This is a genomic window from Geobacter hydrogenophilus, assembly GCF_018501225.1.
GTDB lineage: Bacteria > Desulfobacterota > Desulfuromonadia > Geobacterales > Geobacteraceae > Geobacter > Geobacter hydrogenophilus.
The window spans coordinates 401,350-426,896 of record NZ_JAHCZI010000001.1 but is presented as its reverse complement, the minus strand read 5'-3'; the positions used below and the strand labels follow the sequence as shown (position 1 = coordinate 426,896).

The window sequence follows — 25,547 nt, the reverse complement described above, 5'->3', positions numbered from 1 at the left end:
TAATCGCAGTTATTCTTCGACAATGGTCGTGAACAGGATGAACTGCCGCATGAAATCGAGGAACTGGGGGTTCCAGATATCGCCGTGGTCTTTGATTATCCGCGTGTCGACCGCCACCACGTACAAGGGGTTGCGGGGAACCGACTTCCCCAGGTGTGTAAGCCTGGCGTTCCCCAAATCCAGGTTCCATCCGTTGCGGGACGAAAGGTCGATCCACTGCTGGCGCAAAGATTTGGCCGTGCGTACATCGGCCACTTTCTTCTCGGCTGTCTCCAATGCTGGGGGCGGAGCCGCTTCGGCCTCGGGGCGCGGGCGCAACTCATGGGTCCGGTACGGCTCGAAGTGCCCCACGGTGTGCCGGTCCGCCTGTTTCTGCCCGCTGCCGTCGGGACGGTATTTTTCAAAGAGAGTCGAGAGCGTGCGCCCAATGGGGAATGCCGTCTTGGTCGCCTGATCCGTTTCCGAGGTGAAGATCGCCACGAGGGGAAGCTGCCCGTCGGCATACCACTTTCTCACCCCGGCCAGGTCGTGGAGCGGCGCGAAGCGGGATGCTTCGAAGGCAGGATTGACGAGGATCACGAGATCGCCGAAGGTTTGCGGCGACTCCGCATCCCCCGTGAAGCGGTCGATGAGGATCTGCGAGAGGGCGGAGTAGACCATCTCCCCGCCGAAACTGTGGCCGACGATGATCAGCTTGGTCTGGGCCAGCCTGCTCTTGGTCGAGTCGTAAACCTTCAGGTGGGAGAACTGTACCCCTTCGAGCTGCACCAGGAGGTCGGTCAGGGCGCCGTGGCCTACCTTGTCGGCCGTGTTCTTGCGGTCCCAGAAGGAGAGGGTCCTGAAAGGCTCCACATTGGCGGAGAGCCCCCGCCAGCCCACATAGATCCCCGCCACCCTCCGCTCTGGCCGCCCTTCGCTCTGGCTGGCAAGGTGCTCGTAGGAGTAGATCCGTTTGAGCGTCTCCCTGAATGACGCCACGTTGTCGTCGTCGAATGAGGCGTTGTGCCGCCATCCATGAACATAGACGACCATGAGGAGGCCGGATTCCAGCGCATCCTTCTCCAGGAGGCGGTTGATCAGCGTATCGGCCTGCTTCCTGTCCCAGAACCACCCCTGGTCGTCGAACTCCACGAAACCGAGAAGGTATTCGTCGTTCTGTTCGAGGGACGATTTGCTGCAATCGGCTCCCTTCTGGGCGGAGTTACAGGGCTCATACGAGGTCCGGTACTGGTCGTTGCCGACACATCCGGTCAGGAGGGCGGCGAGCGCCAGGCCGATAATTCCCTTGGAAAACAATTTCATACGAGTACCTCCGGAATCTGCGGGATGGTTTATTCCGATAAGAAATCAATCTCATAACGGTTTCAGGGGACAGAGGCAAACCCCGTGAACACATAGTCGTTACCCTTTACCGGCGTGTGGCAGCCGAAGCACTCCTGAACAAAACCGGCATCCCTGCCGTAAGGTTTGAGATTCTCGCCCACAAAGCGGGCAAATCCCCACCCTCCCGTTGCCTTGTACTTCGCGGCATCCTTTACCATGAATTCCACCTGCACGAACCTGTCGGGGATGGTGGCCACCGGGAACTTCGGGTGCTTTACTGCGGTCCATGCCACCTTTGCCATCACCGTCCCGTCAGGGAAGGGGCGCGTCCCTTCCTTCATGGCTTTAATGGCCGTGCCGTTGCCGAAGATAAGCCGGATGTGCCCCTTGTCATCCCGGTAAGAGGGCGCGATCACCTGCCAGTTGCGGTACCCCTCGATCAGGGGGATGCCGTTGGGCGCCACCGGTCGGCCTTCCCCCAGGGCAAGGGCCGGCAACAGCATGACGATGAGGGTTCCAACGATGGTTTTCATAAGCACCTCCGGCGCCAGGTTGGGGGAGGATGGTGTCCTACGTGGTGAATTCAGGGCGGCGGAAGCAGGAAGGAAAGCGTTAGAGGCCGGGGAAGGTGTGGGAAAGAGAAAATCCGGTGCCGTCCCTGGCAAACCCCGACCGCTTCACGCGTGGAGCCGGCTCGTCCTGAGCGTTCATCGCAGGATGGTGAAAAGTATATCGCCTGAACTCCCGTGGGCAAGTACTCAACGGGGGGCAGGAGAAACCGTACTAGATGGACTGGTGGGAGAGGTTGCGGAATTGCTTGTCTTGTGACTGCATTTTGAAATGCCCATCAGCAAAACGCCAACGATAAAGACCAGGATCATTATCTTTCCCATAAAGATTCATACCTCCGTGACGTCAGGGGAGTAGGGTGATCGGGTGAAAGTTGACAAATTAGAACCCGCTAAATGCCGGTTGTCAAGAGTTATGAAATCAGCCCGCACACGTTGCCGTCCCTCGCCCGACCTGAAAAAACGCGGGAATGTGCTACACTCTGGACACCGGGCGACCATCGGAGTCCCCGCTCAATCCCCTTAAGGATGTCCCCTGTTCCCATGAACCATGGATCCCCTCTCATCGCCAGGGTGAAGATGTGCGCCGTTGCCGCCTGTTGCGCCCTCCTCTCCGTTCTTGCCCCGGTAACGGTCACCTGCGCCGAAGAGGCAGAGTACCGCACCCCTCTGGCCGGCGAACCCCTCAGCGGGGAGCTGTGGGGGCACGCGTTCGACATCCCGGCCAGGGACCGGGACTACGTCCGCTCTCTTACCCTTGGCGGGGTCTTTTTCTCCCCGAAGGTGGGAAGCGACTGGGGTGTTCCCTTCGGCGCCTTCTACTGGAAGAAAAACAAGGAGCCGTGGCGCTCCCGGGCCGTCGTGGGGGGCTTCGTCAACGAGCTTGACGTGGCGCGCGACTTCGGCAGATTCGAGCTCCTCGGCCATTGGGACAACAACACCGTCCCCTTTCCCACCGACGAGATCATCGACGGGCAGGAAATCAAGTCGACCTCCATCATCTACGGGAGCTTCAACGGCGGCGTCGGGGTGGGGTATCGGCTCCCGGTGGAGCCGTTTCAGTCGGACAACGCCTTGAGGGCGCAGCTCCTCTACAATGCCGGCTATCTCTACACGGGAAGGGTGTCCGATACCGGACCAGACGTGAAGCTCCCCCCGAGCACGTTCGTTCACGGTTTCAGGCTCAGTGTCGACTATGACTCTATTCGGCGCAACATCATGGAACTCCCCCACGAGGGGTGGGCCGGGGGGATCGAGCTCGAACTGGGAAGGCGAAACCACTGGAGCGACCACACGTTTGGGGGGACCGTCTTTAGGGGAGACAGGACCCGGGACTTTCTCAAGGTCTCTGCCTTTTTAACCGGGGCCACCGGCATCCCCGGCCTTTCGGAACGCCACCGCCTCATCGGTATCCTCCACGGCGGTTTCGCGCCGAAAGACACCATCGACCGCTTCTCCGCTTTCCGCATCGGGGGCGGGCCGTTCCCGAGCGAGACCGACGACCTCTACCGCTACTGGTATCCGGGGGCCATGTTCAACCAGTTTCCGGCTTCGGATTTCGTCATCGCCTCCCTCGAATACCGCTATGAGCTCCTCTTCTTCCTCTACCTCCACCTGCGGGGGACCGTTGCCGAGGTGAACCGCCCCTTCTTCCGGCAGGACCGGCTCAAGCTCTCCCGCCTTGACTTCACCCACGACTACAGCGGGGCGTTCTCGCTGGGCCTCACGAGCGGCCTCCCCTGGGATTCCCAGCTCTACCTGGAATACACCTACGACACCCGCATCCTGCGAAACGGCGTTGGGGGGAGCAGCTTTCTCGCCCAATGGTCGAAGTCGTTCTAGCCTCCTTTCAGGCAGCTTGCTTAGCTACTTCTGCGTCATTCGGGCGAAGAAGGCCTGCGCGCCCTGCTGGATTTCCTGCGGAGTCAGGTCCTTGATATGGGTGGCTAGAGTCCAGCTATGGCCAAAGGGATCCCGTACGGTACCGGCACGGTCTCCCCAGAACATGTCATCGACCGGCATCTGGATTTCTGCGCCTGCTGCGAGCGCTGTCCCGAAAGCCTCGTCGACGTTTTCAAGATAAATGTAAAAGCTGACGGGAGAGCCGCCGAGGGTTTCCGCGCTTTTGCACGCCTCCTGCGGATGCTCTTCTCCCATCATGAAGATCGAGTTGCCTATCCGAACCTCGGCGTGCATCACTCCCTTGCCGTCGGGCCCCGGCATGACGAAGCGCTCCTCCGCGCCAAATGCCCGTTTGTAGAAATCTATGGCCTTGCGGGCGTCCTTGACTATGAACATCGGTGTAACGGTTTGAAATCCTTCGGGAACAGGTTTTGTCATGGTGATTCTCCTTTCTTGCGTGGAAGCTCTGCCACAAAAGGGGTTGTATTACGATTTTGTCTTCCTGGGTCGCTGGCGGACCCGGTCGTCGTTGATCACGCTGGTGGTAGTACAGAGAAAAGGGATTAAGCGGTCGGGTTACTGACCAGAGGGAAAAAACATCGGAGAGGGTGTGAGGAGAATGGAATTACATGGTGGCATCCCTGTCATACCGCCTCGTGCGTCGAGCACCGGGGCCGACTCGTCCTGAGTCTTTGGCAAGTATATTTCGAGGAGATTTCGCCGCAAGGATTTGGAGGTATTTTTTTCCTCTAACCTTCGGAATCATCCGGTTGGTGGGACGTGAAATTATCCGATGGATGCCTTTACAGCGCAACTTCACGGAATGATTGCGGTAACCCTCTTTGATATCTCCCGGAATATGATAGCCTTTCTTTTAGTTTGATCACCGAAACCGCGGAGAGAGCGCTTCGCGGAAGGGCGCAAGGGGTGTAAATCATGAAAACAATCGTGCGCAATCGTGGTTTTCTGAACAGGTTGGCGGTCATGGGGCTCTGTCTTGCCGTTACGTCCGGGTGTCTGCACAGGACGCCGAAGCCTGGCACCGTACCCGATGAGGCGAAACAGGCTGATCGAACCGCAGACACCTTTCCCGCCGCCGACGAGGATTATTTCCACGACATGGACGGCGGCATCCCCCTGACGCCGGAAGAGATCAAGGGACGGAACACCTGGATCGTCTGGACCGGCGGCAATGACCGGTTGTGGGACCGACTGACCGTGAAGAGCTTCGGCGCCCTCGATCTCCTGAAGGTCATCTCGTCCCACCCGAGCCTGAAGGCCAGTCGGGACAACCGCTTTTACTACCTTGGCCTTGTCAATGAGCCGGGCTTCGAGAAGGCCGCCGGGCCGGACCCGGAGCGCTTCGGGCTCTGGCTCGACCGGCGCCTTCCCAATCAACCTCCCGACCCCTTCGCAAACGAAGCCAAGTATCCCGGCGTGAAGCTCGGTGCCCGGGGCAGCAACCTGCCGGCCGGTTCCTATTATGGCTGGCCCACGGGGATCGTCGGGCTCCGTCTTTTCCCGAATCCCGATTTCGATGGGGAAGCGGCCAGCAAATGGGACCCGGTGCGGTACTACACCGATCCGGACTACTACAACTCCCGGGACTTGATTCGCCCCTACCGGGTCGGCATGTCGTGCGCCTTCTGCCATGTGGGCATGAACCCGGTAAATCCCCCTGCGGACCCGGAGAACCCCAAGTGGGAAAACCTCTCCTCCAACGTCGGCGCCCAGTATTTCTGGGTCGACCGGATCTTCGACTGGCAGGCGGACTCGACCAGCTTCGTTTTCCAACTGTTCCACACCGCCCGCCCCGGCACCCTGGACACCTCGTTGGTCTCCACGGACAGCATCAACAACCCGCGAACCATGAATGCGGTTTATTACCTGGGCCCCCGCCTTGAGCTGGCAAAACGTTTCGGCAAGGAGACCCTTGCCGGCGGAAGCCTCGACAACAGGCAGTTCAATGATTACGTGCCGGCCGACTCCCCGCTGGCGGCGTTCTTTGTCCCCCCGGCCATCGTCTACACGCCGCGGGTCCTCAAGGACGGTTCGGACTCGGTGGGTGCCCTCGGTGCCCTGAACCGCGTCTATCTCAACATCGGCCTCTTCAGCGAGGAGTGGCTCCTCCACTTCAACGCGCTCGTGGGTGGAAAACCGATCACGCCGATCGAAATCGCCGTGGCCCGCAAAAACTCGGTATACTGGCAGGCCACCGAGGCGCAGACCCCCAACATGGCGCTTTTCTTCCTGAAGAGCACCGCCCCCCACAAGCTGAAGGACGCCCCCGGCGGGAGCGCCTACCTGACCACGGACGCCGCGGTGCTGGAACGGGGAAAGGTCGTGTTCGCCGAAAACTGCGCCCGCTGCCACTCCAGCAAGCTGCCGACCCCGGCCGCGGGGCTCGATCCGGGAGGGTGCGCGGGAACGGATTACCTTGACTGCTGGAACCGGTACTGGGAGTGGACCAGGACTGAAGACTTCAAGGCGAAGATGCGCGCCATCGTCACCGCCCCCGATTTCCTGGAGAACAACTTCCTCTCCGCCGAGTTCCGGGTCCCGGTGACACTCCTCCAGACCAATGCCTGCAGTCCCCTGGCGACCAATGCCATCAGGAACAACATCTGGGACAACTTCTCGTCCGAAACCTACAAGGAGCTCCCGTCGGTGGGGACTATCACGGTCTACAACCCCATGACCGGCGAGCCTGGCCGGTACAAGATGCCGGGGGGAGGACGGGGCTACACCCGCCCGGCGTCCCTGGTCAGCCTCTGGTCTACGGCACCGTTCCTCCTGAACAACAGCGTTGGCAAGTTCAACCCCAGCCCGTCGGTGGCGGCGAGGTTGGAATCGTTCCAGGATTCCATCGAGAAGATGCTCTGGCCCGAAAAGCGGGAGAAGGACTCGATGCTGGGGGACAAGGTTCCGGGGACCATCGACCGGACCACCACCCGCAGCTTCCTTCGGGTCGCCCCCGGTTATGTGCCCGGTGGGCTTAAGGGGCTCGTCAATTTCGGAGAGCGGTTCTTTCCGTACATCTTCAGCGGCGGCGGCATCGAGATTGGCCCGATCCCGGCGGGAACGCCGGTGGGCCTTCTCGCGAGCCTGAACATGATGCCCGACGACCTTGACCTGAAGGGGCGCATCGCCCACCGGAAGAAGCTCCTCAAGCTCGCCCTGAAGATCAAGCATGACCTCAAGGCGCTGCCGAAGGACGCCAGCGATGAGGAGGGGCGGAAGGTCTTCGCGGATGTGGTGGGGCAGCTCATGGAGATGAGCAAGTGCCCCGATTACGTGGTGAACCGCGGCCACTATTTCGGGACCGGTTACATGACGGACGAACCGGCGCTCAGCGACCAGGACAAGCGGGCGCTCATCGAATTCCTGAAGACCTTCTGAACGGAGTCCCTGCGGGGGGTGAACATGGGTGCTGACTATGACTACATCGTGGTAGGTTCGGGGGCGGGGGGCGGGCCGCTGGCAGCCAATCTCGCCAAGGCGGGCTTCAAGGTGCTGCTGATGGAGGCCGGCGGAGACCACTGCGCGGAGAGCGAAACGGGACGCCTCATGTACGAGGTGCCGATTTTCCACGGATGCTCCACCGAATACAAGCCGTGTGAATGGGATTACTTCGTCCGCCACTACACCGATGACGCCCAGCAGTCAAAAGACAGCAAGAAGGTGAGCGTGGACGGTAAGGACCATGTGTGGTATCCCCGCGCCGGTGCCCTGGGGGGATGTACCGCCCACAACGCCATGATCACCGTCCTCCCCCAGGATAGCGACTGGGACTACATCGCCCGGATCACCGGCGACGATTCCTGGCAGGGCGAGAAGATGCGCTCCTACTTCACCCGCATCGAAAACTGCAGCTACGTTCCTCCCCCGGGGTCGCCGAAGGCCGTCATCAGGGGGATTCTCTCGTCGCTCATCGACGTGGTCAAGGGGGACCTGGACTGGTTCGAATCCGGCAAGTCCCATGGTTTCGGAGGGTGGCTCGCCACGAGCACGGCCGATCCCGATCTGGTCCTGAAGGATTCCCAGCTCCTTGTCACGGTGCTGAAATGCGTCAAGGAGGTCCTTCATGATCATGTCGGACACCTGATAACGGGAATCGAATCGCGCTTCGACCCCAACGACATCAGAACCGCCACGGAGAACCCCGAAGGGCTGGCGATCACCCCCCTGGCGGTGAAGAACGGCCAACGGAACGGCCCCCGTGAGTACCTGCGCCAGATACTGACCGCGTTTCCCGACAACCTGACGATTATGACGAATACGCTCGCGACCCGCATACTCTTTGAGGGAACACGGGCGGTGGGGGTGGAATATATTGACAAGGCACACGTCTATGGGGCCGACCCGCAACGGATCGCAGACCCTCCATCCCTCCCCAGGTCGGAAGTCCGTGCGAAACGCGAGATCATCGTCTCCTGCGGCGCCTTCAACAGCCCGCAGCTCCTGATGCTTTCCGGTGTCGGTCCGCGCGCCGAACTGGAGCGGCTCGGCATCCCGGTGATCGCCGATCTGCCGGGGGTCGGCGAGAATCTTCAGGACCGCTATGAAGTCTGCGTGGTCTCCGAGTTCGCCCATGATTTCGAGCTGCTTCAGGGGGGGACGTTCGCTCCTCCCGGGCCGGGGCAGGAGGCAGACGAACTGTTCGCTCAGTGGCAGAAGGACGGCACCGGCGTCTATGCCTCAAACGGTTCGCTCATCGGCATCATCAAGAAATCGAGCGCGGAGCTGGCCGATCCTGACCTCTACATCTTCGGCCTCCCCGGCTACTTCAAGGGGTACGAGCCCGGCTACTCCGCGAACTTCTGCCACTACGGCAACAGATTCTCCTGGGCCATCCTCAAGGCCCGTACCCAGAACACAGGGCGTGTGCAGCTAGCCTCCACCAATCCGTGGGATCGGCCGACGATCAACTTCCGCTATTTCGGCGACGGCAAGCGCCCCAACGACCCGGACCTGGACGCGGTGCTCAGCGGCGTCCGGTTCGTTCGCTCCATGAACGAGCGGCTCTCGGACCGAGGGGTGATCAAGGGAGAGGAAATCCCCGGACCGGCCTGCGCCACTGACGACCAGATCCGCGAATTCATCATGAACGAGGCATGGGGGCACCACGCCTCCTGCACCAACAAGATCGGCAACGACTACGACCCCATGGCCGTGCTCGACAGCCGCTTCCGGGTCCGCACGACCCAGGGGCTGCGGGTCGTGGACGCCTCCGCGTTTCCGAAAATACCCGGCTACTTCATCGTGACGGCCATCTACATGATCAGCGAAAAGGCTTCAGATGTGATTATCGAGGATGCGCGGTGAGGGGTATGCCGCGCAGAACCCCTTCTACTGCTCCCTGACCTGCGCAGCGCACTCCCGCGCCGGGGAGGCGGGGGGGAAGCCACGTTTCGTCTCCCCCGAGGCGGTCTGTTTGTCGGCAACCTCGGGGGACGTTCTACCCTTCCACAACCAGCCCAACGCCACCATGCTACTTCTTGGCGAGGTAGCTCGTGATAAGGTTCCGGTAGTTGGGGATGTACTCGGAAAAGAGTGCGCCCAGCCCCTCGATATCATTGCGCCAATCACGGTGCAGCTCGCAGGCCATGCCGAACCAGTTCATCAGTTGAACCCCGGCGGTGGCCATCCGTGTCCAGGCAGCGTGACGGGTAACGTCGTTGAAGGTGCCCGAGGCATCGGTGACGACGAACACGTCATAGCCCGCCTCGCGGGCGGAAAGGGCCGGAAAGGCGACACAGACCTCGGTCACCACGCCGGCGATGATCAGCTGCCGGCGGCCGGTCTTTTCCACCGCCTTGACGAACTCCTCGTTGTCCCAGGCATTGATGTTCCCGGGGCGGGCGATGTACGGCGCGTCGGGAAACATCTCCTTTATTTCCGGCACCAGCGGCCCGTTGGGGCCATTCTCAAAGCTGGTGGTCAGTATCGTCGGCAGCTTGAAGTACCTCGCGCTGGCTGCCAGGGCCAGGACGTTATTCTTGAACTCGCCGGGGGAAAAATCCTGCACCAGCGAGATCAGGCCCGCCTGGTGGTCCACCAGCAGGCATGCGGCATCATTCTTTGACAGTCGGTTGTACGTGAATGGAGTGCTCATGGTTTCCTCCTCCTGAGGGTGATTCGATCCGGCGTTGAGGGTTTAGGTCAGACTTGCCTCGAAGTGTTTCAAACGTATCACCGGATGCGACTATGTCAACGTACTCAATGGGTTAAACGACTCTGAGGTGCCTGCGCCAATAAACGGTTCACAGGGTTGTCCTTCACAGCGGATGGAGGTGACTTCATTTAAAAAGTTGCAGGTGGAGGTATACTTTGACGTGCACCGGATGGCCGGCCCTTTTCCGCGGGCGGCCTGGAAGTCGCAAATCCACCTATGATTGAAAGGAGCGAACAGTATGGCACAGATCGAATGGATCACCTCCCTTGCGGAAGGACTCTCAAGGGCCAGCAGGGAAAACAGGCTCGTACTCCTCGATTTTTTCAACCCCGGCTGAATCGGCTGCAAGCAAATGGACGCGGTCGCGTACCCCGATGCATCTGTCATCAAATTCATCAACGACAACCTCATACCCGTGCGGATTCCGGCTGACGACCCGGTGCTCGGCCCCCAATTCAAGATCAAATGGACGCCGACCATCATCGTTCTCGATGCACAAGGAGACGAGCATTACCGCACTCTCGGCTTCTATCCGCCGGCGGACCTCATCCCGTCGCTCCTCCTCGGCATGGGGAAAGTCCGGTTCAACCAGCCAGACCGTCAGGCCGCCTGCGACTGTTTCCGCAGGATCTTCTCCGATTACCCGAAAAATTCCCTGGCACCGGAGGCCATCTACCTGAATGGCGTCGCCCGCTACATCGAGACCCATGACGTGGCAAACCTGATCGGCATCTATGACCGACTTGCAGCCGAATATCCCGGCAGCCCCTGGCTGACAAGGGCAGATCCCTACAGGTTGTTGAAGAAATAATAGGGGATAACCCTGAAACCTGACGCCGCTCATTCTGAAGAGCGGACAGGAGTGACGACCATGCGGATAGGCATCGCCGCCGACCACGGCGGCTTCACCATGAAGGAGCGGATGGCTGCCGCCCTCAGGGAGGCGGGGTACGAGTTGACGGATTTCGGCGCTGAACGGCTGGACCCGGACGATGATTACCCCGATTTCGTCATTCCTTTGGCACAAGCGGTTGGAGAACGGAAGCTGGATCGGGGGATCGCCTTCTGCTCGAGCGGCGTGGGGGCATCCATTGCCGCCAACAAGGTCCCCGGCGCACGGGCGGCCCTGATTCATGACGATTACTCCGCCCACCAGGGGGTGGAGCACGACGACATGAACATCATCTGCCTCGGCAGTCTGGTGGTGGGGTACGCCCAATCCTGGGAGCTGGTCAGAACCTTCCTCGCCGCCACCTTCAGCGGGGCCGAGCGCCACCGTCGCCGCCTGGCCAAGGTGGCGACCCTGGAACATCGCGGGAGGTAACCGATGCAAATTGGCATGATTGGCCTTGGGCGTATGGGTGCGGACATGGTGCGGCGCCTGCGGAAGGGGGGACATGAGTGCGTCGTGTACGATCTGGATCTCCATGCGGTCGAGGCGCTGGAGCGCGAGGGGGCATCGGGTACGCGATCAATCGAAGAGTTTTGCACCAAACTCCTCAAGCCGCGGGTGGTCTGGCTGATGGTGCCGGCCGCCGTGGTGGATTCGATGCTCCAGCGCATTACTCCCCTGTTGGCGGCCAACGACATCGTAATCGATGGCGGCAACTCCCATTACCAGGACGACATCCGGCGTGCCGACCAGCTGCGGGCACAGGGAATCACCTACGTTGATGTCGGGACAAGCGGGGGAATATTCGGACTGGAGCGGGGCTATTGCCTGATGATCGGCGGAGAGGAACAGGCTGTGGAGCGGCTCGACCCGGTTTTCAGAACGCTGTCGCCCGGCATCGGCGCGGCGCCGCGTATTCCCGGCCGCGAGAAACGAGAGGGGACCGCCGAACGTGGCTATCTCCACTGTGGGCCGAGCGGCGCAGGGCACTTCGTCAAAATGGTTCATAACGGGATCGAATACGGCCTGATGGCAGCCTATGCAGAAGGGTTGAACATCCTGCGCCATGCCAATGCCGGCACAGAGGGCCGGGGTGCCGATGCCGAGACGGCCCCACTCCGTAACCCCGACTTCTATCAGTATGACCTCGATCTCGCCGATATCACCGAGGTCTGGCGGCGCGGAAGCGTGATTTCCTCCTGGCTCCTCGATCTCAGCGCGACGGCACTGCTCGATAGCCCTGATTTGCAGGAGTTCCGGGGGCGGGTGTCGGACTCGGGGGAAGGGCGCTGGACCGTCGCTGCCGCCATTGACGAGGGGGTCCCGGCCCATGTGCTCAGCTCCGCACTCTACGAGCGCTTCAGCTCCCGCGGCGAGGACGACTTTGCCAATCGGCTCCTGTCCGCGATGCGCCATGAATTCGGGGGGCACCGGGAAAAGTCCTGACTGTCTGAGCATGCCCAAGGGGTAGATGGCGATGGATACAACGATGAATTCTCGTATGGAACCGACCGTGATGGTGGTCTTCGGCGCTGCCGGCGATCTTACGTGGCGCAAGCTTGTGCCGGCCCTCTACAACCTCTACCTTGACGGCCGTCTTCCCGAGCGGTTCGCCATCGTCGGGGTCGCCCGGCAAGAGATGGATGATGGGGGATTCCGCCGAAAACTCAGGGAGGGGGTGGACCTCCACTCACGGCGCAGCGTGACGAACGAGTCAACGTGGAGTGGGTTCGCGGACCGGCTGTCGTACCTTACCGGGGACTTGGCCACGGCGGAAACCGGGGCACTCCTCAGCCGGAGGCTCCAAGAGCTGGACCGGGAGTGGAACGGTCGGGCGGTTCGTGTCTTCTACTTCGCCATTCCTCCCGGCCTCATGGAAGCGGCGGCCCGCCAATTGGAGAGCCTCGGCGTTTGCAAGGACTGCTCCCGGGACCGGCTTGTGGTTGAAAAACCCTTTGGCCGCGACCTCGCTTCGGCCCGGCAGTTGAACGTGCTTCTCACCTCCCTGTTTGCCGAGACGCAGATCTATCGGATCGACCACTACCTGGGCAAGGAGACGGTGCAGAACATCCTCGCTTTCCGTTTCGCCAACTCTCTGTTGGAGCCGATCTGGAACCGGCGCTACATAGACCACGTGCAGATTACCGTCGCCGAAGAGGTGGGGGTGGGGAAGAGGGGAGGTTACTACGATACGTCCGGCGCCTTGCGCGACATGGTGCAGAATCATCTCCTGCAGATCCTCTGCCTGATTGCCATGGAGCCGCCGGTGTCGTTTTCAGCCGACGAGGTGCGCAACAAGAAGGTGGATGTCTTGCGGGCTATTCGGCCCATTCGCCCCGAGGAAGTCCACCGGGTGGCGGTCCGTGGCCAGTACGGCAGGGGGATGGTGGCCTGCACGGGAGTGACGGGCTACCGGGAAGAGCCAGGGGTGCCACCCGACTCCGCCACCGAGACCTTTGCCGCCCTCAAGCTGTGGATCGACAATTGGCGCTGGCAAGGGGTGCCGTTCTATCTCCGGACCGGTAAACGCTTGCGTGCCAAGGTCTCCGAGGTGGCCATCCTCTTCCGCCCGGCTCCCCACCAGCTCTTCCCGCCTGCGGCCGTGGAGAGCTGGCAGCCGAACCGGCTCGTTCTTCGCATCCAGCCCGAGGAGGGGATTGCCACCCGCATCCAAGTCAAACAGCCCGGAACGCGCCTGCTTCTGGGAGCAGTGGACATGGGATTTCGTTACCATGACGCCTTCCACGCCGCCTCTCCGGAAGCCTACGAGACTCTGCTCCTGGACGTCATCTGCGGCGACGCTACCCTCTTCATGCGGGCCGACCAGGTGGAGAGTGCCTGGGGAGTCATTTCGCCGATCCTCGATACCTGGGAATCGGTGCCGCCGGCCGATTTCCCCAACTATCAAGCCGGCAGCTGGGGGCCGGAAACCGCCGATCTCCTTATCGCCAAGGAGGGGCACAGCTGGGTCCAACCCGACCTTCTGGCGGAAGAGGGAGAGACGGAGGCGTCATGATCAGGGTCTACCTCGACCGGGAAGCCTTGAGCTTGGCTGCCGCCGAACTCTTTGCAACTGCGGCGCAATCTGCAGTGCTGGACATGGGGAGGTTTGCCGTTGCCCTTGCCGGAGGAGACACACCACGCCGAACCTACGAAATTCTTGCCCATGAGCCATTCCGGAACCGGGTGCCATGGGAGAAAACCCATGTTTTTTGGGGTGACGAACGCTGCGTGCCTGCCGCTGATCCCCGCAACAATGCGCGAATGGCGGGCCGGGCGCTCCTCGACCATGTTCCGATCCCGGATGGGCAGGTCCATCCCATGGTCTGCGGCCAGGCTCCGCAAGATACCGCAAAGGAGTATGAAGCGCTCCTTCGCAGCTATTTTCCCGGCGATTTGCCTTACTTCGACCTGATCCTGCTGGGATTGGGGGAAAACGGGCACACCGCTTCCCTCTTCCCGCAAACACCTGTCCTGGATGAACGGCGGCGCTGGGTGGCGGATGTCTTACTGGCCGATGAAGGGATGTGCCGGCTCTCCCTGACGGTTCCTGTCATCAACCAGGCATCCCGGGTCGTTTTCCTGGTGTCGGGAGTCAACAAGGCGTCGATTCTGCGGGAAGTGCTGGAAGGCTCCCCTGACCCCCATCGCGTTCCTGCCAGTCTGATCAGGCCAGCGGGGCAGCTGGTATGGCTGGTGGACCGTGATGCCGCACGCCTGCTTCGAAATGCCGCGTGACAGGGCAGTTGCCGTACCTTCGATTCCACAACCTTTACCGGAATATGACCCTGAAATCCTCCCGCTCCTTCGCCAGATCCCTGAGAAGGGAAACGACCCGCTCGTAATCCTTACCCATAGAGCGCTTCGAGTGCTCGCTATCCTCCCAGATGAGCTCCACCGGCCCCTCGATGTCCGTTGAAAGGACGTCCCAGAGGGCATCGAGGTTGCGGCCGAAGTAATCGGGAAGGGGGAGTTGGCGGGCAAGCTCGTCGTACAGCTCGTTGAGGGAGTGCACACTCCGGCCGGAAATGGTGCAGCGCTTTACTGACATGGGCGGACCTCCGTAAAGGTGCGGTAGTGGTCAACCGTCACCATCCTCATGCCGTCATTGGAGTAAATCAGGCGCTTTGCCCCCCGGTGTCCTCCCTTGTAGTCCAGATCAGCCTCGTGCCAGCTCCTGCCGCCGGCCGGCAGTAGCCTTTCCCTGTTGGCGAAGGTGTCGCCGCCGATGCTCTTCCCTTTGAGCTTCGTATAGGACCAGAGGTTTTTCCCCGGCCTCCATCCCATCTTTTTCGCTTGGCCCTTGGTCACGAATTTCGGCGGGAGTTTCGCGTTGTTACTTCCGTTGAGGTTCTGGAGCATGGCGGCCAGTTCCCCTTCGTCGATCGTGGGTCTGAGCTGCTGGTTCAGCTGGTGGACGACGTCGGCGCAACTGTCGGCGAATGCCGTCCGGTCGTTGAAGCCTGCCGTGGGGAGCGCCATGATCAACAGGGCCGCCAGGAAGGGGAGCTTCCGGTGATGACGGGATGGTGGCAGTTTGCTTTGGGCGGGAAAGGGGGGCTTCATGGTCTGTCTCCTCCTGTGCATGAATGAGGTGCAAGGCCGCGGCAAGCGGCGCCATTACAATTATTTGCTACGGGTTCTTTTCCCGCATCTTGCGGCGGGCCTCTTCTCCCAGCCATTTGACAAGGGGGGCCAGACTCGTCGGCAGGGCCTCCTCGCTCACAGTCACGGTGTGCTGCCGGCTGCTTTCCTGTACCTGGAGCTTGTACTGGAAACGGTCGGGCTGGGGGCGAGGCGAGACTATGCGTGCCGGGAGATTGAAGAAATCCGCTTCATCAACCATCCGGCGCAGTTTCTGGGCATCTTCCGGAGGGAGACCGGCAGTATCCAGGGTGGTGGCAAACCGCAACCCGGCAATGCCGCCGCTCTGTTCGAACGATATCTTCAATGGTTCACCCTCCTCGGCGTCCCGCGTTTGGTGCATCGCGCAGCTTGAGATAATGATACCGGCCGTGAACGTGACCGCAACAGCGGAGACAATGCGGCGGAGCACCCGCCACGGATGCAAAGCGCCACATTGTCTCCCAAAGCCGCGCACGGTTAAATCACCCCGACGCCTTTCCAGGCATCCTGCACCGCTTTCATCTCGTTGCTCCCGTCGCCGAAGAGTTCCTTAGCAACGCTTATGGTGGCAGTGGCGGCCCGCTTGAAGGTGGAATTGCTGCGCAGCCGGTCCCGCAGGGCGACATACCAGATCTTTCCGGCCTTTTCCCAGGCATTGCCGCCGATGGCGGTCGCTGCCAGGTAGAAGGCGCGATTGGGGATGCCGGAGTTGATATGCACCCCGCCATTGTCACTGGAGGTCTTTACGTAATGCTGCATGTCGGCCGGCTGGGGATCCTTGCCGAGGACAGGGTCGTCGTAGGCGGTACCCGGCGCCTTCATGGAGCGCAGAGCCTGGCCCTGTATCTTCGAGGTCAAGAGTCCCGCACCGATGAGCCAGTCCGCCTTGTCCGCCGTCTGATTGAGGACGCGTTGCTTCACCAGGGAGCCGAAGACGTCGGACATGGACTCGTTCAGCGCCCCCGGCTGCCCCGAGTAGGCAAGATTCGCCTCGTGCTGGGTCACGCCGTGGGTCAGTTCGTGCCCGATGACGTCGATGCACTTGGTGAAGCGATCGAAGATGTCGCCGTCGCCATCGCCGTAGACCATCTCGCTTCCGTCCCAGAAGGCGTTGTTGAAATTCGATTCGTAGTGGACGAAGGAGACGATGCTCATCCCCCTGTTGTCGATGGAGTTGCGCTGATAGACGTCGTAGTAAAGGTCATAGGTGGCCCCGGCGCCGTCGTAGGCTTCGTTGACGGCCGGATCCGCGCTCGCCGGATCCCCTTCCTTGAAGACAAGGGCACCGGTGGGTGGATTGCCCCCCTCATGCTTGTTGTCATTGACCGTACGGTACTTGTGACCCACCGCCGCGGCCGTTGGGAGCGCTGCCATGGCTTGCCGCTGTCCCCGGACGAAGCCGGCGAATGTCAGGTTGTGGAGAGCCCAATCTTTTTGGCGCGTGGTGCCGCGCTTGGCGATCTCTTCCAGCATGTGTGGGGGAATGATGCCCCTGATGGGCGAGTTTGTAGCGTTTAACATGGCTTTCTCCTTTTAGTGGTAGATGGTGATGGTTCTTTCTCCCTGGGCATGCTGGCTTTACCGTTTACCGTCAGTTAAAACCGCCAACTCCAATGTGCCTGGTTTTGGGGTTGTCATCGAGCATGCGCCAGCCCGGGCAGTTGTTGCCGGTGCAGGCCGGGCCGGTATAGCGCCATATCTTGCCGTTGTTGTGCCGTTGGTAGATGTGGCTGCCGGATACGGCGATCTCCTGGGTCCTTATGTTGTTGTCGAGCAACTGCCATCCGGGGCAGCTGGTGCCGCTGCACGGGGTGCCGGTATAGCGCCAGATGCGCCCGTCGTTGTGGAGTTGGATGAGCTGACTCCCCCCGGCGGCGATCGCCGCGGTCCTGGGGTTATTGTCCAGTTGCTGCCATCCGGGGCACGAATTGCCGCTGCACGGGGTGCCAGTGTAACGCCAGATAAGACCGTCGTTGTGGAGTTGGAAGAGTTGGTTCCGGCCTGCCACGATAGCCTTTGTTTTCGGGTTGTTGTCGAGCATCTGCCATCCGGGGCAGGAATTGCCACTGCACGGGGTGCCGGTGTAGCGCCAGATCATGCCGTCGTTGTGGAGCTGGAAGAGCTGGTTCTCCCCGGCGGCAATGGCGACCGTCTTGGGGTTGTTGTCGAGCCGCTGCCAGCCGGGACAGCTCTCGCCGCTGCACGGGATCCCTGTCCAGCGCCAGATCATGCCGTCGTTGTGGAGCTGGAAGAGTTGGGTGCCGGCGCTGGCAATGGCGACCGTTTTCGGGTTGTTGTCGAGCATCTGCCAACCGGGACAGGAATTGCCGCTGCACGGCGTACCCGTGGAGCGCCAGATGCGACCATCGCCGTGTAACTGGAACAGCTGGCCGTCGCCCCCCACGATGTTTCTCGTCTTGGGGTTGTTGTCGAGGCGTTCCCATCCGGGGCAGAAGTCCCCTTCGCACTCCTGGCCCGTGTAGTGCCAGATCATGCCGTCATTGTGCAGCTGATAGAGCGGATCGGTGTGCAACTGGTAGAGGTCGTCGCCCGGGGCGATCATCCCGGTGCGAGGATTGTTGTCAAGGCGCTCCCATCCGGGGCAGGAGTTGCCGCTGCACGGGGTGCCGGTGTAGCGCCAGATCCAGCCGTCGTCGTGCAGCTGGTAGAGCCTGTCGCCCGCCGCTGCGATGGCGACCGTCTTGAAGTTGTTGTCGAGCCGCTGCCAGCCGGGGCAGGAGTTGCCGCTGCAGGGGGTGCCGGTGTAGCGCCAGATCATGCCGTCGTTATGGAGTTGATAGAGGTTGCTCCCTGCCGCTGCAATGGCGACCGTCTTGGAGTTGTTGTCGAGCCGCTGCCAGCCGGGGCAGGAATTGCCGCTGCAGGGGGTGCCGGTGTAGCGCCAGATCCAGCCGTCGTTGTGGAGCTGATAGAGGCTGTTTCCCGCCGACGCGATGGCCACGGTCTTGGAGTTGTTGTCGAGTCGCTGCCAGCCGGGGCAGGAATTGCCGCTGCACGGGGTGCCGGTGTAGCGCCAGATCCAGCCGTCGTTATGGAGTTGATAGAGGTTGTTTCCCGCCGCCGCGATGGCCACGGTCTTGGGGTTGTTGTCGAGCCGTTGCCAGCCGGGGCAACTGTTGCCGCTGCACGGGGTGCCGGTGTAGACCCAGATCATGCCGTCGTCGTGGAGTTGGTAGAGCTTGCCCCCCGACGCCGCGATGGCGACCGTCTTGGGATTGTTGTCAAGGGGCCGCCATCCTGGACAGGAGTCGGCATCGCAGGCCCCGTGGGTGGACTGCCATATCCGGCCGGTGTTGTGGAGTTGGTAGAGCTCACCTGAGTCCGCGACGATTGCGACCGTATGGGGGTTATTGTCCAGCCGGATCCATCCCGGACAGGAATCGCCGCTGCAGGGGGTTCCCGTGTAGCGCCAGATGGCTGCACCGTCGCGGGCGACAAACTCTGTGGAGGAATAGACCCTGAGCCCCGCCGCCGGAGGGAGGCCTGCGGGAGCCGTGGCTGAAGCCCAGGCGGCGACCACAAAGTCGCCAGCGCAGGCGATGCCGTTGTAGTCGCCGTATTTGGGGCAGCCGCCGCCCGTGCGGCAGGTCTCGCCCGGCGGACATCCGCCGGCGCTGAAGTCGCACCGGGTGCCACTGCCGCCGCCGGTGGCGTTGCGGCACACCCCGGCAAGTTGGGGCTGGGCGCTGCATGCCTCGGAGTCGTTGGTGCTGCGGGGCGCGCAGGGCCAGCCGGAGGCACACTGGGGATCGGGATTGGCAGTGAGGTTCCAGAGCGTCCCCGAGGTGGAGCCAAGGAAATAGTCCGTAAGATCGTTGTTCGCGCTGGTGGCGGCGCCACGGTCATACCAGCCGACCCAGGCACTGCCGCGCGTGGTGCAGGACCACGGCATGAAGCGGCGCACGGACGCGCTGGAACTCACGTTCCTTCTGGTGGGGAATGATGCGCCGCTGTTGGTCGATTCCATGGCCACGATCCGCTCGCTGGTCCCTCCGTTGTTCTCCGCGAAGGTGACGAACAGGTGATTGGCATTGCCGGGATCGGGAGCCACCATGGGGCTGCTCAGGGTATTGCCGTCGTTGCAGCGGTCGAGGCCGGCAACAGGGCAGGCGACCCCGCCGCTCAGGGTTGCGACGGTCACCGGAAAACCGGTGGCCGGAGTCAGGCCGTTGGCGCAGGAGGAGAAGCGGTTCAGCAGGACCGAGTTGCCGCTCAGGGTGACCACATACACGGAGCCATCCCGTCCCACGGACACCCGCGGGAAATCCCCTGCGCCGGGGATCGCCGCCCGGGCGGTCCAGGTGGAGCCATTGTTTTGTGAGCAGGTGATCGAAGCAGTGACGAAACCGCTGCCGATACCGCTGCAATTGGCCGCAGTGCCGCTGGGCGTGAAGTTTCGCCACACCGCATAGAGCTGATCGCCCCCAACCGCCGCGTTTCGGCCATCGCCGGCAATATGCTCCTGGTCCGGAAAGCAGATGCCGGCACCGGTAGTGGGGCAGGTGGCGCTGTAGCCCTGCAGCGCGAAGCCGGCGCCGTTGTTGGTGGAGCGGCTTATCGCGTTGGTGCAGCCGGACACGTTGAGCTGCGCCGGTGTGCCGGTGGGAATGGCGATAACACCCAGATAGAAGTTGCCGCTGGCGCCGCGGGCGAGAGACGGGTCATTCAGGCCGAAGACGCCGGTCGTTCCCGCGGCAAAGCTCGTGCCGCGGTTGGTCGAAAAGGAGAGGCCGCTGTTGCTTGCGATGACCACGGTGGAGGCATCGGGGCTGGTGGCGATTTCCAGCTCCCCGACACCGGTTTGAACCTGCACGGGCGCACCGACCGTCGCCGTATCGACCGATGAAACCGCTGCAGCCGCCGGCTCCGGTGCCGAGCTTTGCGGTTTCCTGAACAGCAACTGCCGCTGTTTCTCCTTGCTCTGCAGCGTCTCAAGGGCCTTCTTGATTTCATCGGGCTTCCCCGTTCGGGCAAAGCGGACGCTGCGGGTAATCTCCCTTGCACCCTTCATCAGACCCTGCGGCGCTTCGGGGAGCACGGAGCTGTCAAAGATCACCACTTTGTCGCCCTGGGCAATTGCCGTGACCGTTCGCTGGACCGTCACCTCGGGCGCCGAGGGCTCTTCCTCCTCCTCTCCCTTCGCGCCACGCCTGGGCAGGCTCTCGGTGAAGGTCACCTCAACGGCAGGCCAGCCGCCGACTTCGATGAACTCCGCCGGAACGTCCCGGGACGCGGCAATGGATTCGAGACGCTTCAACGCATCCGCATGGTCGCTGCGGGACTCGGTGGTGATGAGGAGTCGCGCAACCGGATATTCGGTGATCCCAGCCTTCATTTCGGCAGCCTTGGCCGGGGCCGTGCCCATGACGACGAGCTCCTGCGCATTGGTGTATTTCACGGCCGACAGTTGCCACGGGGCGGTGAAACGAACCTCGGCCTCGGGAGCGAAGGTGAGCACTTTTGCTATGTCAGCCTGTTGGGCCAGGCCTGAAGCCACACCCGAGAAGGTTGAGAGTGTAATCGCGGCGACGGTAAGAACATATTTTGTGAGATTCATGTCAGCCTCCTTGGGGTGGCGGGAAAGTGCTCATTCCATGCGCATGCCGTCATCCTGAGCACAGGGGCACGAAGGGGGCGGCCCGAAGGCAGTGCCGTAGTTGAAATAGGTGTCGCGGAAGCAGTACCCCGCCTTGCTCTGGCATTCATCCAGGTCGGCGCAGTCGTGGCACGCCGAACCGGCGAATCTTTCCCGTGGCGGATAGGCGAAGTCCAGGAGCTTCTGGCTGTTCCAGACCTCCATGACGGACTGGATGGAAACGTCCCCCACCACGAATATCCCCTCCTGGGGGATCGTGTCGCAGAGGACCACTTTCCCGTCCGGGGTGATGGTCATGCTGCTGCGGCCTCCCGAGCAGTGGGCGCGTTCCTTCCAGCGCCGGGCCTTGTCCGCTGCGGCAGGCGCCGGTTCAGTCGCGGTTCGCACCGTTTCGGCCGCTGGGGGGAGGTGAGGTTTATCCTGGGCGAGGGCAGGATCGATGCCGGTCATCCTGAGCTCGATGCCGGGAAAATCGGCCCGGGCGCGCCGGCACTGGTCCCCGATCAGTTCCCGGTCTTCCCTGCTCAGGAAGAGGCCGTCGTCATGGCGGTAAAAGGTCCTGTTGTATGCCGCGACAGAGAGTTTTTCGACCCCCAGGCCAGCCATCAGTTCGACCCATTCGTAGACCCGAGGGGCGTTCAGCGGCGTCAGCACCGCCTTGACGCGCAGGTTGAAGCCCCTCTCCACCAGGTTCCTGATGCTGTCGATGGCCCGGTGGAAGTAGCCGGGGCTTCCGGACAGGATATCGGCGGTCTCCTCGTCGGGGCCGTCCATGCTCAGCTGGATCTCGCGGGTGTACTGGTTGACCGGCTCATTCATGCCGATTTCCACGAGCCGGTCTGCCATCTCTCCCGTGACATGGCACTTGGTGGAGAGGAGAAAGAGCATCTTCAGCTTGATGAGCTCGGCGATCAGGGCCAGGGAATCTCTCCTGAAGAGGGGATCGCCCCCGGAAAGGGAGACCTGTTCCATCCCCAGCGCGCGGGCCTCGCGGAAGATCTCCAGCCAGCGTTCAGTGGAAAGGTGCCGCGCAGGGGGGACGTTGCGCCGCTGGGCGTAGCAGTAGGCACAGCTCGTTTCGCAGTCGTTGGAGAACATGAGGTTCAGCGAAAGGGGGCCTGCCAGTCTCTTCTGATTCTGGTCTTCCGGCGGAGCCTCGACAAACTCCAGGGGATCGTATTTCTTCACGTAGGGGGTCAGTTGGTCGCTCATGGCGACGATGGCGTCATTGTCCTTGTTCGCCGCCGCGATGACCTGGGTCAGAAATTCATTGGACTTCTCCAGGCTGTCGAATTCATGGGCGTACTGGACGACCATCGACAGGTGGCGGAAGGTCAGTCGGCCATCCATGAGGGCGAGCGTCGCCCCCACGAGGGGAGAGAGGATTGAGTAGGAAATCTGCTCCGGCTCGTATTTGCACAGCAGGGACCAGTCGCCGGAGCGCTTCAGCCGCCAGTAGGGGGAGATGACCGGAATGGCCGCATCTGTTATCTGTACGTCCCTGCCCAATACTGAACAGTCCAGTTGCATCGTTGTTCGCTCCTTGTGGTGGGGAAGGGGAAGGCTTCCGCCTTCCCCTTCTGGAGATCAGAACACGTCGTTGGAGCAGGCAACGCACGCAGTGCAGCTCGTGACGCACTCCAGACAGCTCGTTATGCAGGTGGTGCAGAAGGGGCAGCCCGCTGCTCCCTCCAGATTCAGCCCCGGGTACCTGACCGATAGCCCCGCGATCTTGCTGCGGTACTTTTCGATGAATTCCCGTTCGATTTCCGCCCCTTCCAGCTCAAGCTGATAGAGGACCTGATGGCGCTTTTTCTGGATCGCCGCCTTCTCTTCCGGCGAAACCTCCTTGCCCCGTGCCTCTATGAACTCTTTTTCGGCCTTTACCTTGGCTATTCTCAGGTTTGCGGCTCTTAACTGTATTTCGGTTATGGCGGATTCTTCTTCTTTGCAGATTTGATCAGACATGGCTTTTCCTCCTTGTGCGATAGGTTGGCTTACCCGTTGCCATCTCCCGGCAGGTCGTTGCAGATGCAAACCGCCCACGGCGGGGTCCACGCCTCGTGGCACGAGACGCTGTCGCTCCGGGTTCTGTCCCGGGCGTAGAGCTGGAATGCATAGCCGCAGCAGGTCCCCCGCTTGAGGGGGAACCCGGCAGGGATCACGTAGGGTGCCGGCACGCTGAGCGCGCAGGTGGCGTCGAAGATCCGGAGATCCAGAAGCGTCAGGATGCCGTCGAACTTGGGCGGGATGGGGGGCGGTGGGGGGCAGCCCACCACGAGCGGCACCGGGTCGCACCGGGTTCCCGGGTCCCCGACCCGTGTGGTTCCCTTGAAGGGGTCGGGACCGTAGTTGATGAGGTCCGGCGTGATGGGGATCTGGAGCGTCGGCCCTCCCTGGCGGGTGATCTGGAGGATGTAGAAGTCGAAGTTGTCGCTGGGCGGGTTCAGGTCGGACTCGTCGATGTACTCGTCGTAGGCTATTCCCAGGATCCCCACGGGCCACGGGATGTTGCACGGGGCACCCGGCGGCACGAACTGGGTGTTGAGGCCGATATGGAGGTCGGTGCACCCCGGCAGGCCGGCGAGCCCGGCAAATTCAACGGTGAGCGGCTTGTTGTCGAACCAGACCTGCTGGGTGTCATAGTAGTCGTTACCCAGGGTGTCGGTCACGTGGAGGAGGAGGGTGTACTTGCCGCTCCGGCACCGGTGGTGCGAGTCGGGGCAGGGGCCGTCCATGACGTTCGTGGGAAGACCCGGGTCGCTGGGCCAGCAGAAGGGCCTGAGCTTCCAGAGGTCGTGGATCGTGATGTTCCCCAGCTGGATGTCGATGCTGTCCACCAGGTTCGTGGTGAGGGGCTTGCCGATGACCTGGTTCCACTGGGCCCGCTTGCCGGCCTCGATCTGCGGATCGGGGTCGGTGTAGCAGACCGGTCCCGAGAGGAGGATCGAGTAGTCTGCCGGGTTGAAGCCCATCTGTCCCGGGCCCGGGAGGAAGCCGATGCCGGCCCGAAGCTCGAAGCACTTAATTTTGCGGTTGTTGCACTCCCCAACGAAGGCGCTGCCGCTCACGGTGACGCAGCACCCCACCGACGCCACGTCGTTGGTGGACGGGATGAGGAGCGGCGAGTCGGGGTTGAAGGGGCCGAAGCCGGGGCCGGTCTTCACCGGCGCGTCGGCCACGTGGTCGATCCAGACCAGCACCTTGAAGAGGCTGAATTGGGTGCAGCAGCAGGTGCGGGCCACGTTGGGGAGAGAGGAGTAGACGCAGAGCCGGATCTCGTAGGAGCCGGCCGGCAGGACCGTCGTGTTGATCCACCCCAGGACGCCGTTTACCACCGAGACGGTCCCCGTGGGGGTGCCGCCGGGGTAGGCGACGCCGGTGGACTGCCACCCGCTGTCGTCCGAGCAGGGAAGCCCCTCAACCTTCCGCCATTCGAGGGTGTAGTGGTCGAAGAAGCCGCCGGTGGCGGTGCCGACAGCGGTCACTGCAAGGCCTCCCACGTTCTGGTTCACTTCCTCGTCGGTGCACCCAACGGGCTTCGTGATCTGGCAGGTCAGCGGCTGGAAGCAGCGGCGCAGGCAGACAAAATAGGCGATGAGGCAGCGGACCAGGTCGAAGAGGGTTCGCGCCCGCCCCAGGCACCAGCCGAAGCGGAAGGCGCAGAGGCACCAGCAGCGGCAGAACCAGAAGCGGGGATCCTGGCGCAGTTTTGCGAAGGCCTCCTTGCCCATGAGGAGTTCGGCGTTGACGGGAGTCAGGAACTTTTCGAAGAGGGACTCGGCCGCATCCCCGCCGACGTGGCAGTCGAGGTTCCCGGCGGTGGCGTCGTCGGCCAGTTCGGTGGCCCGGTCGGTGGTGCGGGCCTCGTTCTCCAGGTAGGGCTTGAAGACGGTGGCAAAGTTGGCCACCAGCTGGCGGAAGTCGGCCCGCTCGTCCACGGTGAGGGGACGGTTGCCGATGGTGTCGTCGAAGAGGCGGCGGATGCAGAGCCAGTAGCGGTAGAGGTAGTAGACCGCCACCGGGAAGGTGCGGGCCCGGGAGAGGAGCCAGCCGAAGCGGAAGCAGCAGAGGATCTTCCGCAGGCACCAGCGCCACTGGTCGATGGGGCCCAGAATCTCACGGGCCTTGGCATCGAGGGTGCGCAGGGCCACCTCCTCCGTGACCAGGGGGGCGAAGAGACGGTCGGCCAGAAGCTGTTCGTCCTCGCAGGTGTGGGGGTGCTGCTCGGTTTCCTTGATGAGCCGCTCGGCCGATTTGCTCAGCTCCAGATCCTCTTGGAGGATCGGGCGCCAGGCGTCCAAGAGTTGCTGGAGGACGAACTGGAAGTCCTCCATGGTTACGTCGTCGGGGAGTTCGGCCTTTATGGCCGCTTCGAGTTTCTCTTTCGGTCCTTTTGCCATCCCTGGTGCTCCTTTCGTCTCCGCGTCCATACGGAAAGGA

The 25,547-nt window shown here is 62.1% G+C and carries 20 protein-coding genes; 8 read left to right on the top strand and 12 right to left on the bottom strand.

What is annotated here, in order from left to right; all coding sequences use genetic code 11:
- Positions 1–9: 9 nt before the first annotated feature.
- A complete protein-coding gene (locus KI811_RS01870) occupies positions 10–1,302 on the bottom strand; it encodes an esterase (protein WP_214184787.1) in 1,293 nt (430 codons plus the stop codon).
- A 62-nt stretch (positions 1,303–1,364) separates the two neighbouring features.
- Positions 1,365–1,856 (bottom strand): cytochrome P460 family protein, encoded by a 492-nt coding sequence (locus tag KI811_RS01865; protein ID WP_214184786.1) that lies wholly within the window; start codon positions 1,854–1,856, stop codon positions 1,365–1,367.
- A 579-nt stretch (positions 1,857–2,435) separates the two neighbouring features.
- Between KI811_RS01865 and KI811_RS01860 the strand changes: the two genes are divergently transcribed.
- Positions 2,436–3,734: a BamA/TamA family outer membrane protein gene (locus KI811_RS01860; protein WP_246551221.1), complete on the top strand. Its 1,299-nt coding sequence runs from the start codon at positions 2,436–2,438 to the stop codon at positions 3,732–3,734.
- A gap of 24 nt (positions 3,735–3,758) precedes the next feature.
- Here KI811_RS01860 and KI811_RS01855 read toward each other — a convergent pair whose 3' ends face one another.
- Complete coding sequence (locus KI811_RS01855; protein WP_214184785.1) at positions 3,759–4,232, bottom strand: VOC family protein; 474 nt, start codon at positions 4,230–4,232, stop codon at positions 3,759–3,761.
- A 498-nt stretch (positions 4,233–4,730) separates the two neighbouring features.
- On the opposite strand from KI811_RS01855, the gene KI811_RS01850 reads away from it, so the two are divergent.
- On the top strand, positions 4,731–7,193 hold the full coding sequence (locus KI811_RS01850; RefSeq protein WP_214184784.1) for a c-type cytochrome: 2,463 nt from the start codon (positions 4,731–4,733) through the stop codon (positions 7,191–7,193).
- 24 nt (positions 7,194–7,217) lie between these two features.
- The gene (locus KI811_RS01845; protein ID WP_214184783.1) at positions 7,218–9,119 is read left to right on the top strand and encodes a GMC family oxidoreductase; all 1,902 of its coding nucleotides are present in this window, start codon (positions 7,218–7,220) and stop codon (positions 9,117–9,119) included.
- Positions 9,120–9,285: 166 nt separating this feature from the next.
- On the opposite strand, the gene ycaC is transcribed toward KI811_RS01845, so the two are convergent.
- A complete protein-coding gene (ycaC, locus tag KI811_RS01840; protein ID WP_214184782.1) occupies positions 9,286–9,909 on the bottom strand; it encodes an isochorismate family cysteine hydrolase YcaC in 624 nt (207 codons plus the stop codon).
- 298 nt (positions 9,910–10,207) lie between these two features.
- On the opposite strand from ycaC, the gene KI811_RS01835 reads away from it, so the two are divergent.
- From KI811_RS01835 to pgl, 5 genes are read left to right on the top strand one after another with little or no spacing between them, the layout of a single operon-like run.
- Positions 10,208–10,780 carry a thioredoxin fold domain-containing protein gene (locus KI811_RS01835; RefSeq protein ID WP_246551220.1) on the top strand — a complete coding sequence of 191 codons (573 nt, stop codon included), beginning with the start codon at positions 10,208–10,210 and terminating at the stop codon, positions 10,778–10,780.
- 60 nt (positions 10,781–10,840) lie between these two features.
- Positions 10,841–11,293, top strand: a complete 453-nt coding sequence (locus KI811_RS01830) for an RpiB/LacA/LacB family sugar-phosphate isomerase (protein ID WP_214184780.1) — start codon at positions 10,841–10,843, stop codon at positions 11,291–11,293.
- A gap of 3 nt (positions 11,294–11,296) precedes the next feature.
- Positions 11,297–12,307: a phosphogluconate dehydrogenase (NAD(+)-dependent, decarboxylating) gene (gnd, locus tag KI811_RS01825; RefSeq protein ID WP_214184779.1), complete on the top strand. Its 1,011-nt coding sequence runs from the start codon at positions 11,297–11,299 to the stop codon at positions 12,305–12,307.
- Between the two features lie 43 nt (positions 12,308–12,350).
- Positions 12,351–13,877: a glucose-6-phosphate dehydrogenase gene (zwf, locus tag KI811_RS01820; RefSeq protein ID WP_246551219.1), complete on the top strand. Its 1,527-nt coding sequence runs from the start codon at positions 12,351–12,353 to the stop codon at positions 13,875–13,877.
- Entirely contained in the window at positions 13,874–14,599 is a 726-nt protein-coding gene (gene pgl / locus KI811_RS01815; RefSeq protein ID WP_214184777.1) for a 6-phosphogluconolactonase, read from the top strand. Before zwf ends, pgl begins: the two co-directional genes overlap by 4 nt.
- Positions 14,600–14,633: 34 nt before the next feature.
- Here pgl and KI811_RS01810 read toward each other — a convergent pair whose 3' ends face one another.
- The 8 genes from KI811_RS01810 to KI811_RS01775 form a co-directional block, all read right to left on the bottom strand.
- On the bottom strand, positions 14,634–14,912 hold the full coding sequence (locus KI811_RS01810; RefSeq protein WP_214184776.1) for a barstar family protein: 279 nt from the start codon (positions 14,910–14,912) through the stop codon (positions 14,634–14,636).
- Positions 14,903–15,427, bottom strand: coding sequence for a ribonuclease domain-containing protein (locus KI811_RS01805; protein ID WP_214184775.1), 525 nt, complete (start codon positions 15,425–15,427; stop codon positions 14,903–14,905). The genes KI811_RS01810 and KI811_RS01805 overlap by 10 nt, the downstream gene beginning before the upstream one ends.
- Positions 15,428–15,494: 67 nt before the next feature.
- Positions 15,495–15,812, bottom strand: coding sequence for a protealysin inhibitor emfourin (locus tag KI811_RS01800; protein WP_214184774.1), 318 nt, complete (start codon positions 15,810–15,812; stop codon positions 15,495–15,497).
- 152 nt (positions 15,813–15,964) lie between these two features.
- The gene (locus KI811_RS01795; RefSeq protein WP_214184773.1) at positions 15,965–17,008 is read right to left on the bottom strand and encodes a M4 family metallopeptidase; all 1,044 of its coding nucleotides are present in this window, start codon (positions 17,006–17,008) and stop codon (positions 15,965–15,967) included.
- A gap of 70 nt (positions 17,009–17,078) precedes the next feature.
- On the bottom strand, positions 17,079–21,065 hold the full coding sequence (locus tag KI811_RS01790) for a hypothetical protein (protein WP_214184772.1): 3,987 nt from the start codon (positions 21,063–21,065) through the stop codon (positions 17,079–17,081).
- Between the two features lie 30 nt (positions 21,066–21,095).
- Positions 21,096–22,634 (bottom strand): radical SAM/SPASM domain-containing protein, encoded by a 1,539-nt coding sequence (locus tag KI811_RS01785; RefSeq protein WP_214184771.1) that lies wholly within the window; start codon positions 22,632–22,634, stop codon positions 21,096–21,098.
- A gap of 57 nt (positions 22,635–22,691) precedes the next feature.
- A complete protein-coding gene (locus KI811_RS01780; RefSeq protein WP_214184770.1) occupies positions 22,692–23,072 on the bottom strand; it encodes a hypothetical protein in 381 nt (126 codons plus the stop codon).
- Between the two features lie 29 nt (positions 23,073–23,101).
- The gene (locus tag KI811_RS01775) at positions 23,102–25,507 is read right to left on the bottom strand and encodes a hypothetical protein (RefSeq protein WP_214184769.1); all 2,406 of its coding nucleotides are present in this window, start codon (positions 25,505–25,507) and stop codon (positions 23,102–23,104) included.
- Between the last annotated feature and the right edge of the window lie 40 nt (positions 25,508–25,547).

Coding starts and splice junctions, on each gene's coding strand:
- KI811_RS01845 (WP_214184783.1), top strand. CDS start 7,218: ATGGGTGCTGACTATGACTACATCGTGGTAGGTTCGGGGGCGGGGGGC.
- KI811_RS01830 (WP_214184780.1), top strand. CDS start 10,841: ATGCGGATAGGCATCGCCGCCGACCACGGCGGCTTCACCATGAAGGAG.
- KI811_RS01785 (WP_214184771.1), bottom strand. CDS start 22,634: ATGCAACTGGACTGTTCAGTATTGGGCAGGGACGTACAGATAACAGAT.
- gnd (WP_214184779.1), top strand. CDS start 11,297: ATGCAAATTGGCATGATTGGCCTTGGGCGTATGGGTGCGGACATGGTG.
- KI811_RS01790 (WP_214184772.1), bottom strand. CDS start 21,065: ATGAATCTCACAAAATATGTTCTTACCGTCGCCGCGATTACACTCTCA.
- ycaC (WP_214184782.1), bottom strand. CDS start 9,909: ATGAGCACTCCATTCACGTACAACCGACTGTCAAAGAATGATGCCGCA.
- KI811_RS01810 (WP_214184776.1), bottom strand. CDS start 14,912: ATGTCAGTAAAGCGCTGCACCATTTCCGGCCGGAGTGTGCACTCCCTC.
- KI811_RS01850 (WP_214184784.1), top strand. CDS start 4,731: ATGAAAACAATCGTGCGCAATCGTGGTTTTCTGAACAGGTTGGCGGTC.
- KI811_RS01805 (WP_214184775.1), bottom strand. CDS start 15,427: ATGAAGCCCCCCTTTCCCGCCCAAAGCAAACTGCCACCATCCCGTCAT.
- pgl (WP_214184777.1), top strand. CDS start 13,874: ATGATCAGGGTCTACCTCGACCGGGAAGCCTTGAGCTTGGCTGCCGCC.
- KI811_RS01860 (WP_246551221.1), top strand. CDS start 2,436: ATGAACCATGGATCCCCTCTCATCGCCAGGGTGAAGATGTGCGCCGTT.
- KI811_RS01870 (WP_214184787.1), bottom strand. CDS start 1,302: ATGAAATTGTTTTCCAAGGGAATTATCGGCCTGGCGCTCGCCGCCCTC.
- KI811_RS01775 (WP_214184769.1), bottom strand. CDS start 25,507: ATGGCAAAAGGACCGAAAGAGAAACTCGAAGCGGCCATAAAGGCCGAA.
- KI811_RS01865 (WP_214184786.1), bottom strand. CDS start 1,856: ATGAAAACCATCGTTGGAACCCTCATCGTCATGCTGTTGCCGGCCCTT.
- KI811_RS01795 (WP_214184773.1), bottom strand. CDS start 17,008: ATGTTAAACGCTACAAACTCGCCCATCAGGGGCATCATTCCCCCACAC.
- KI811_RS01855 (WP_214184785.1), bottom strand. CDS start 4,232: ATGACAAAACCTGTTCCCGAAGGATTTCAAACCGTTACACCGATGTTC.
- zwf (WP_246551219.1), top strand. CDS start 12,351: ATGAATTCTCGTATGGAACCGACCGTGATGGTGGTCTTCGGCGCTGCC.
- KI811_RS01780 (WP_214184770.1), bottom strand. CDS start 23,072: ATGTCTGATCAAATCTGCAAAGAAGAAGAATCCGCCATAACCGAAATA.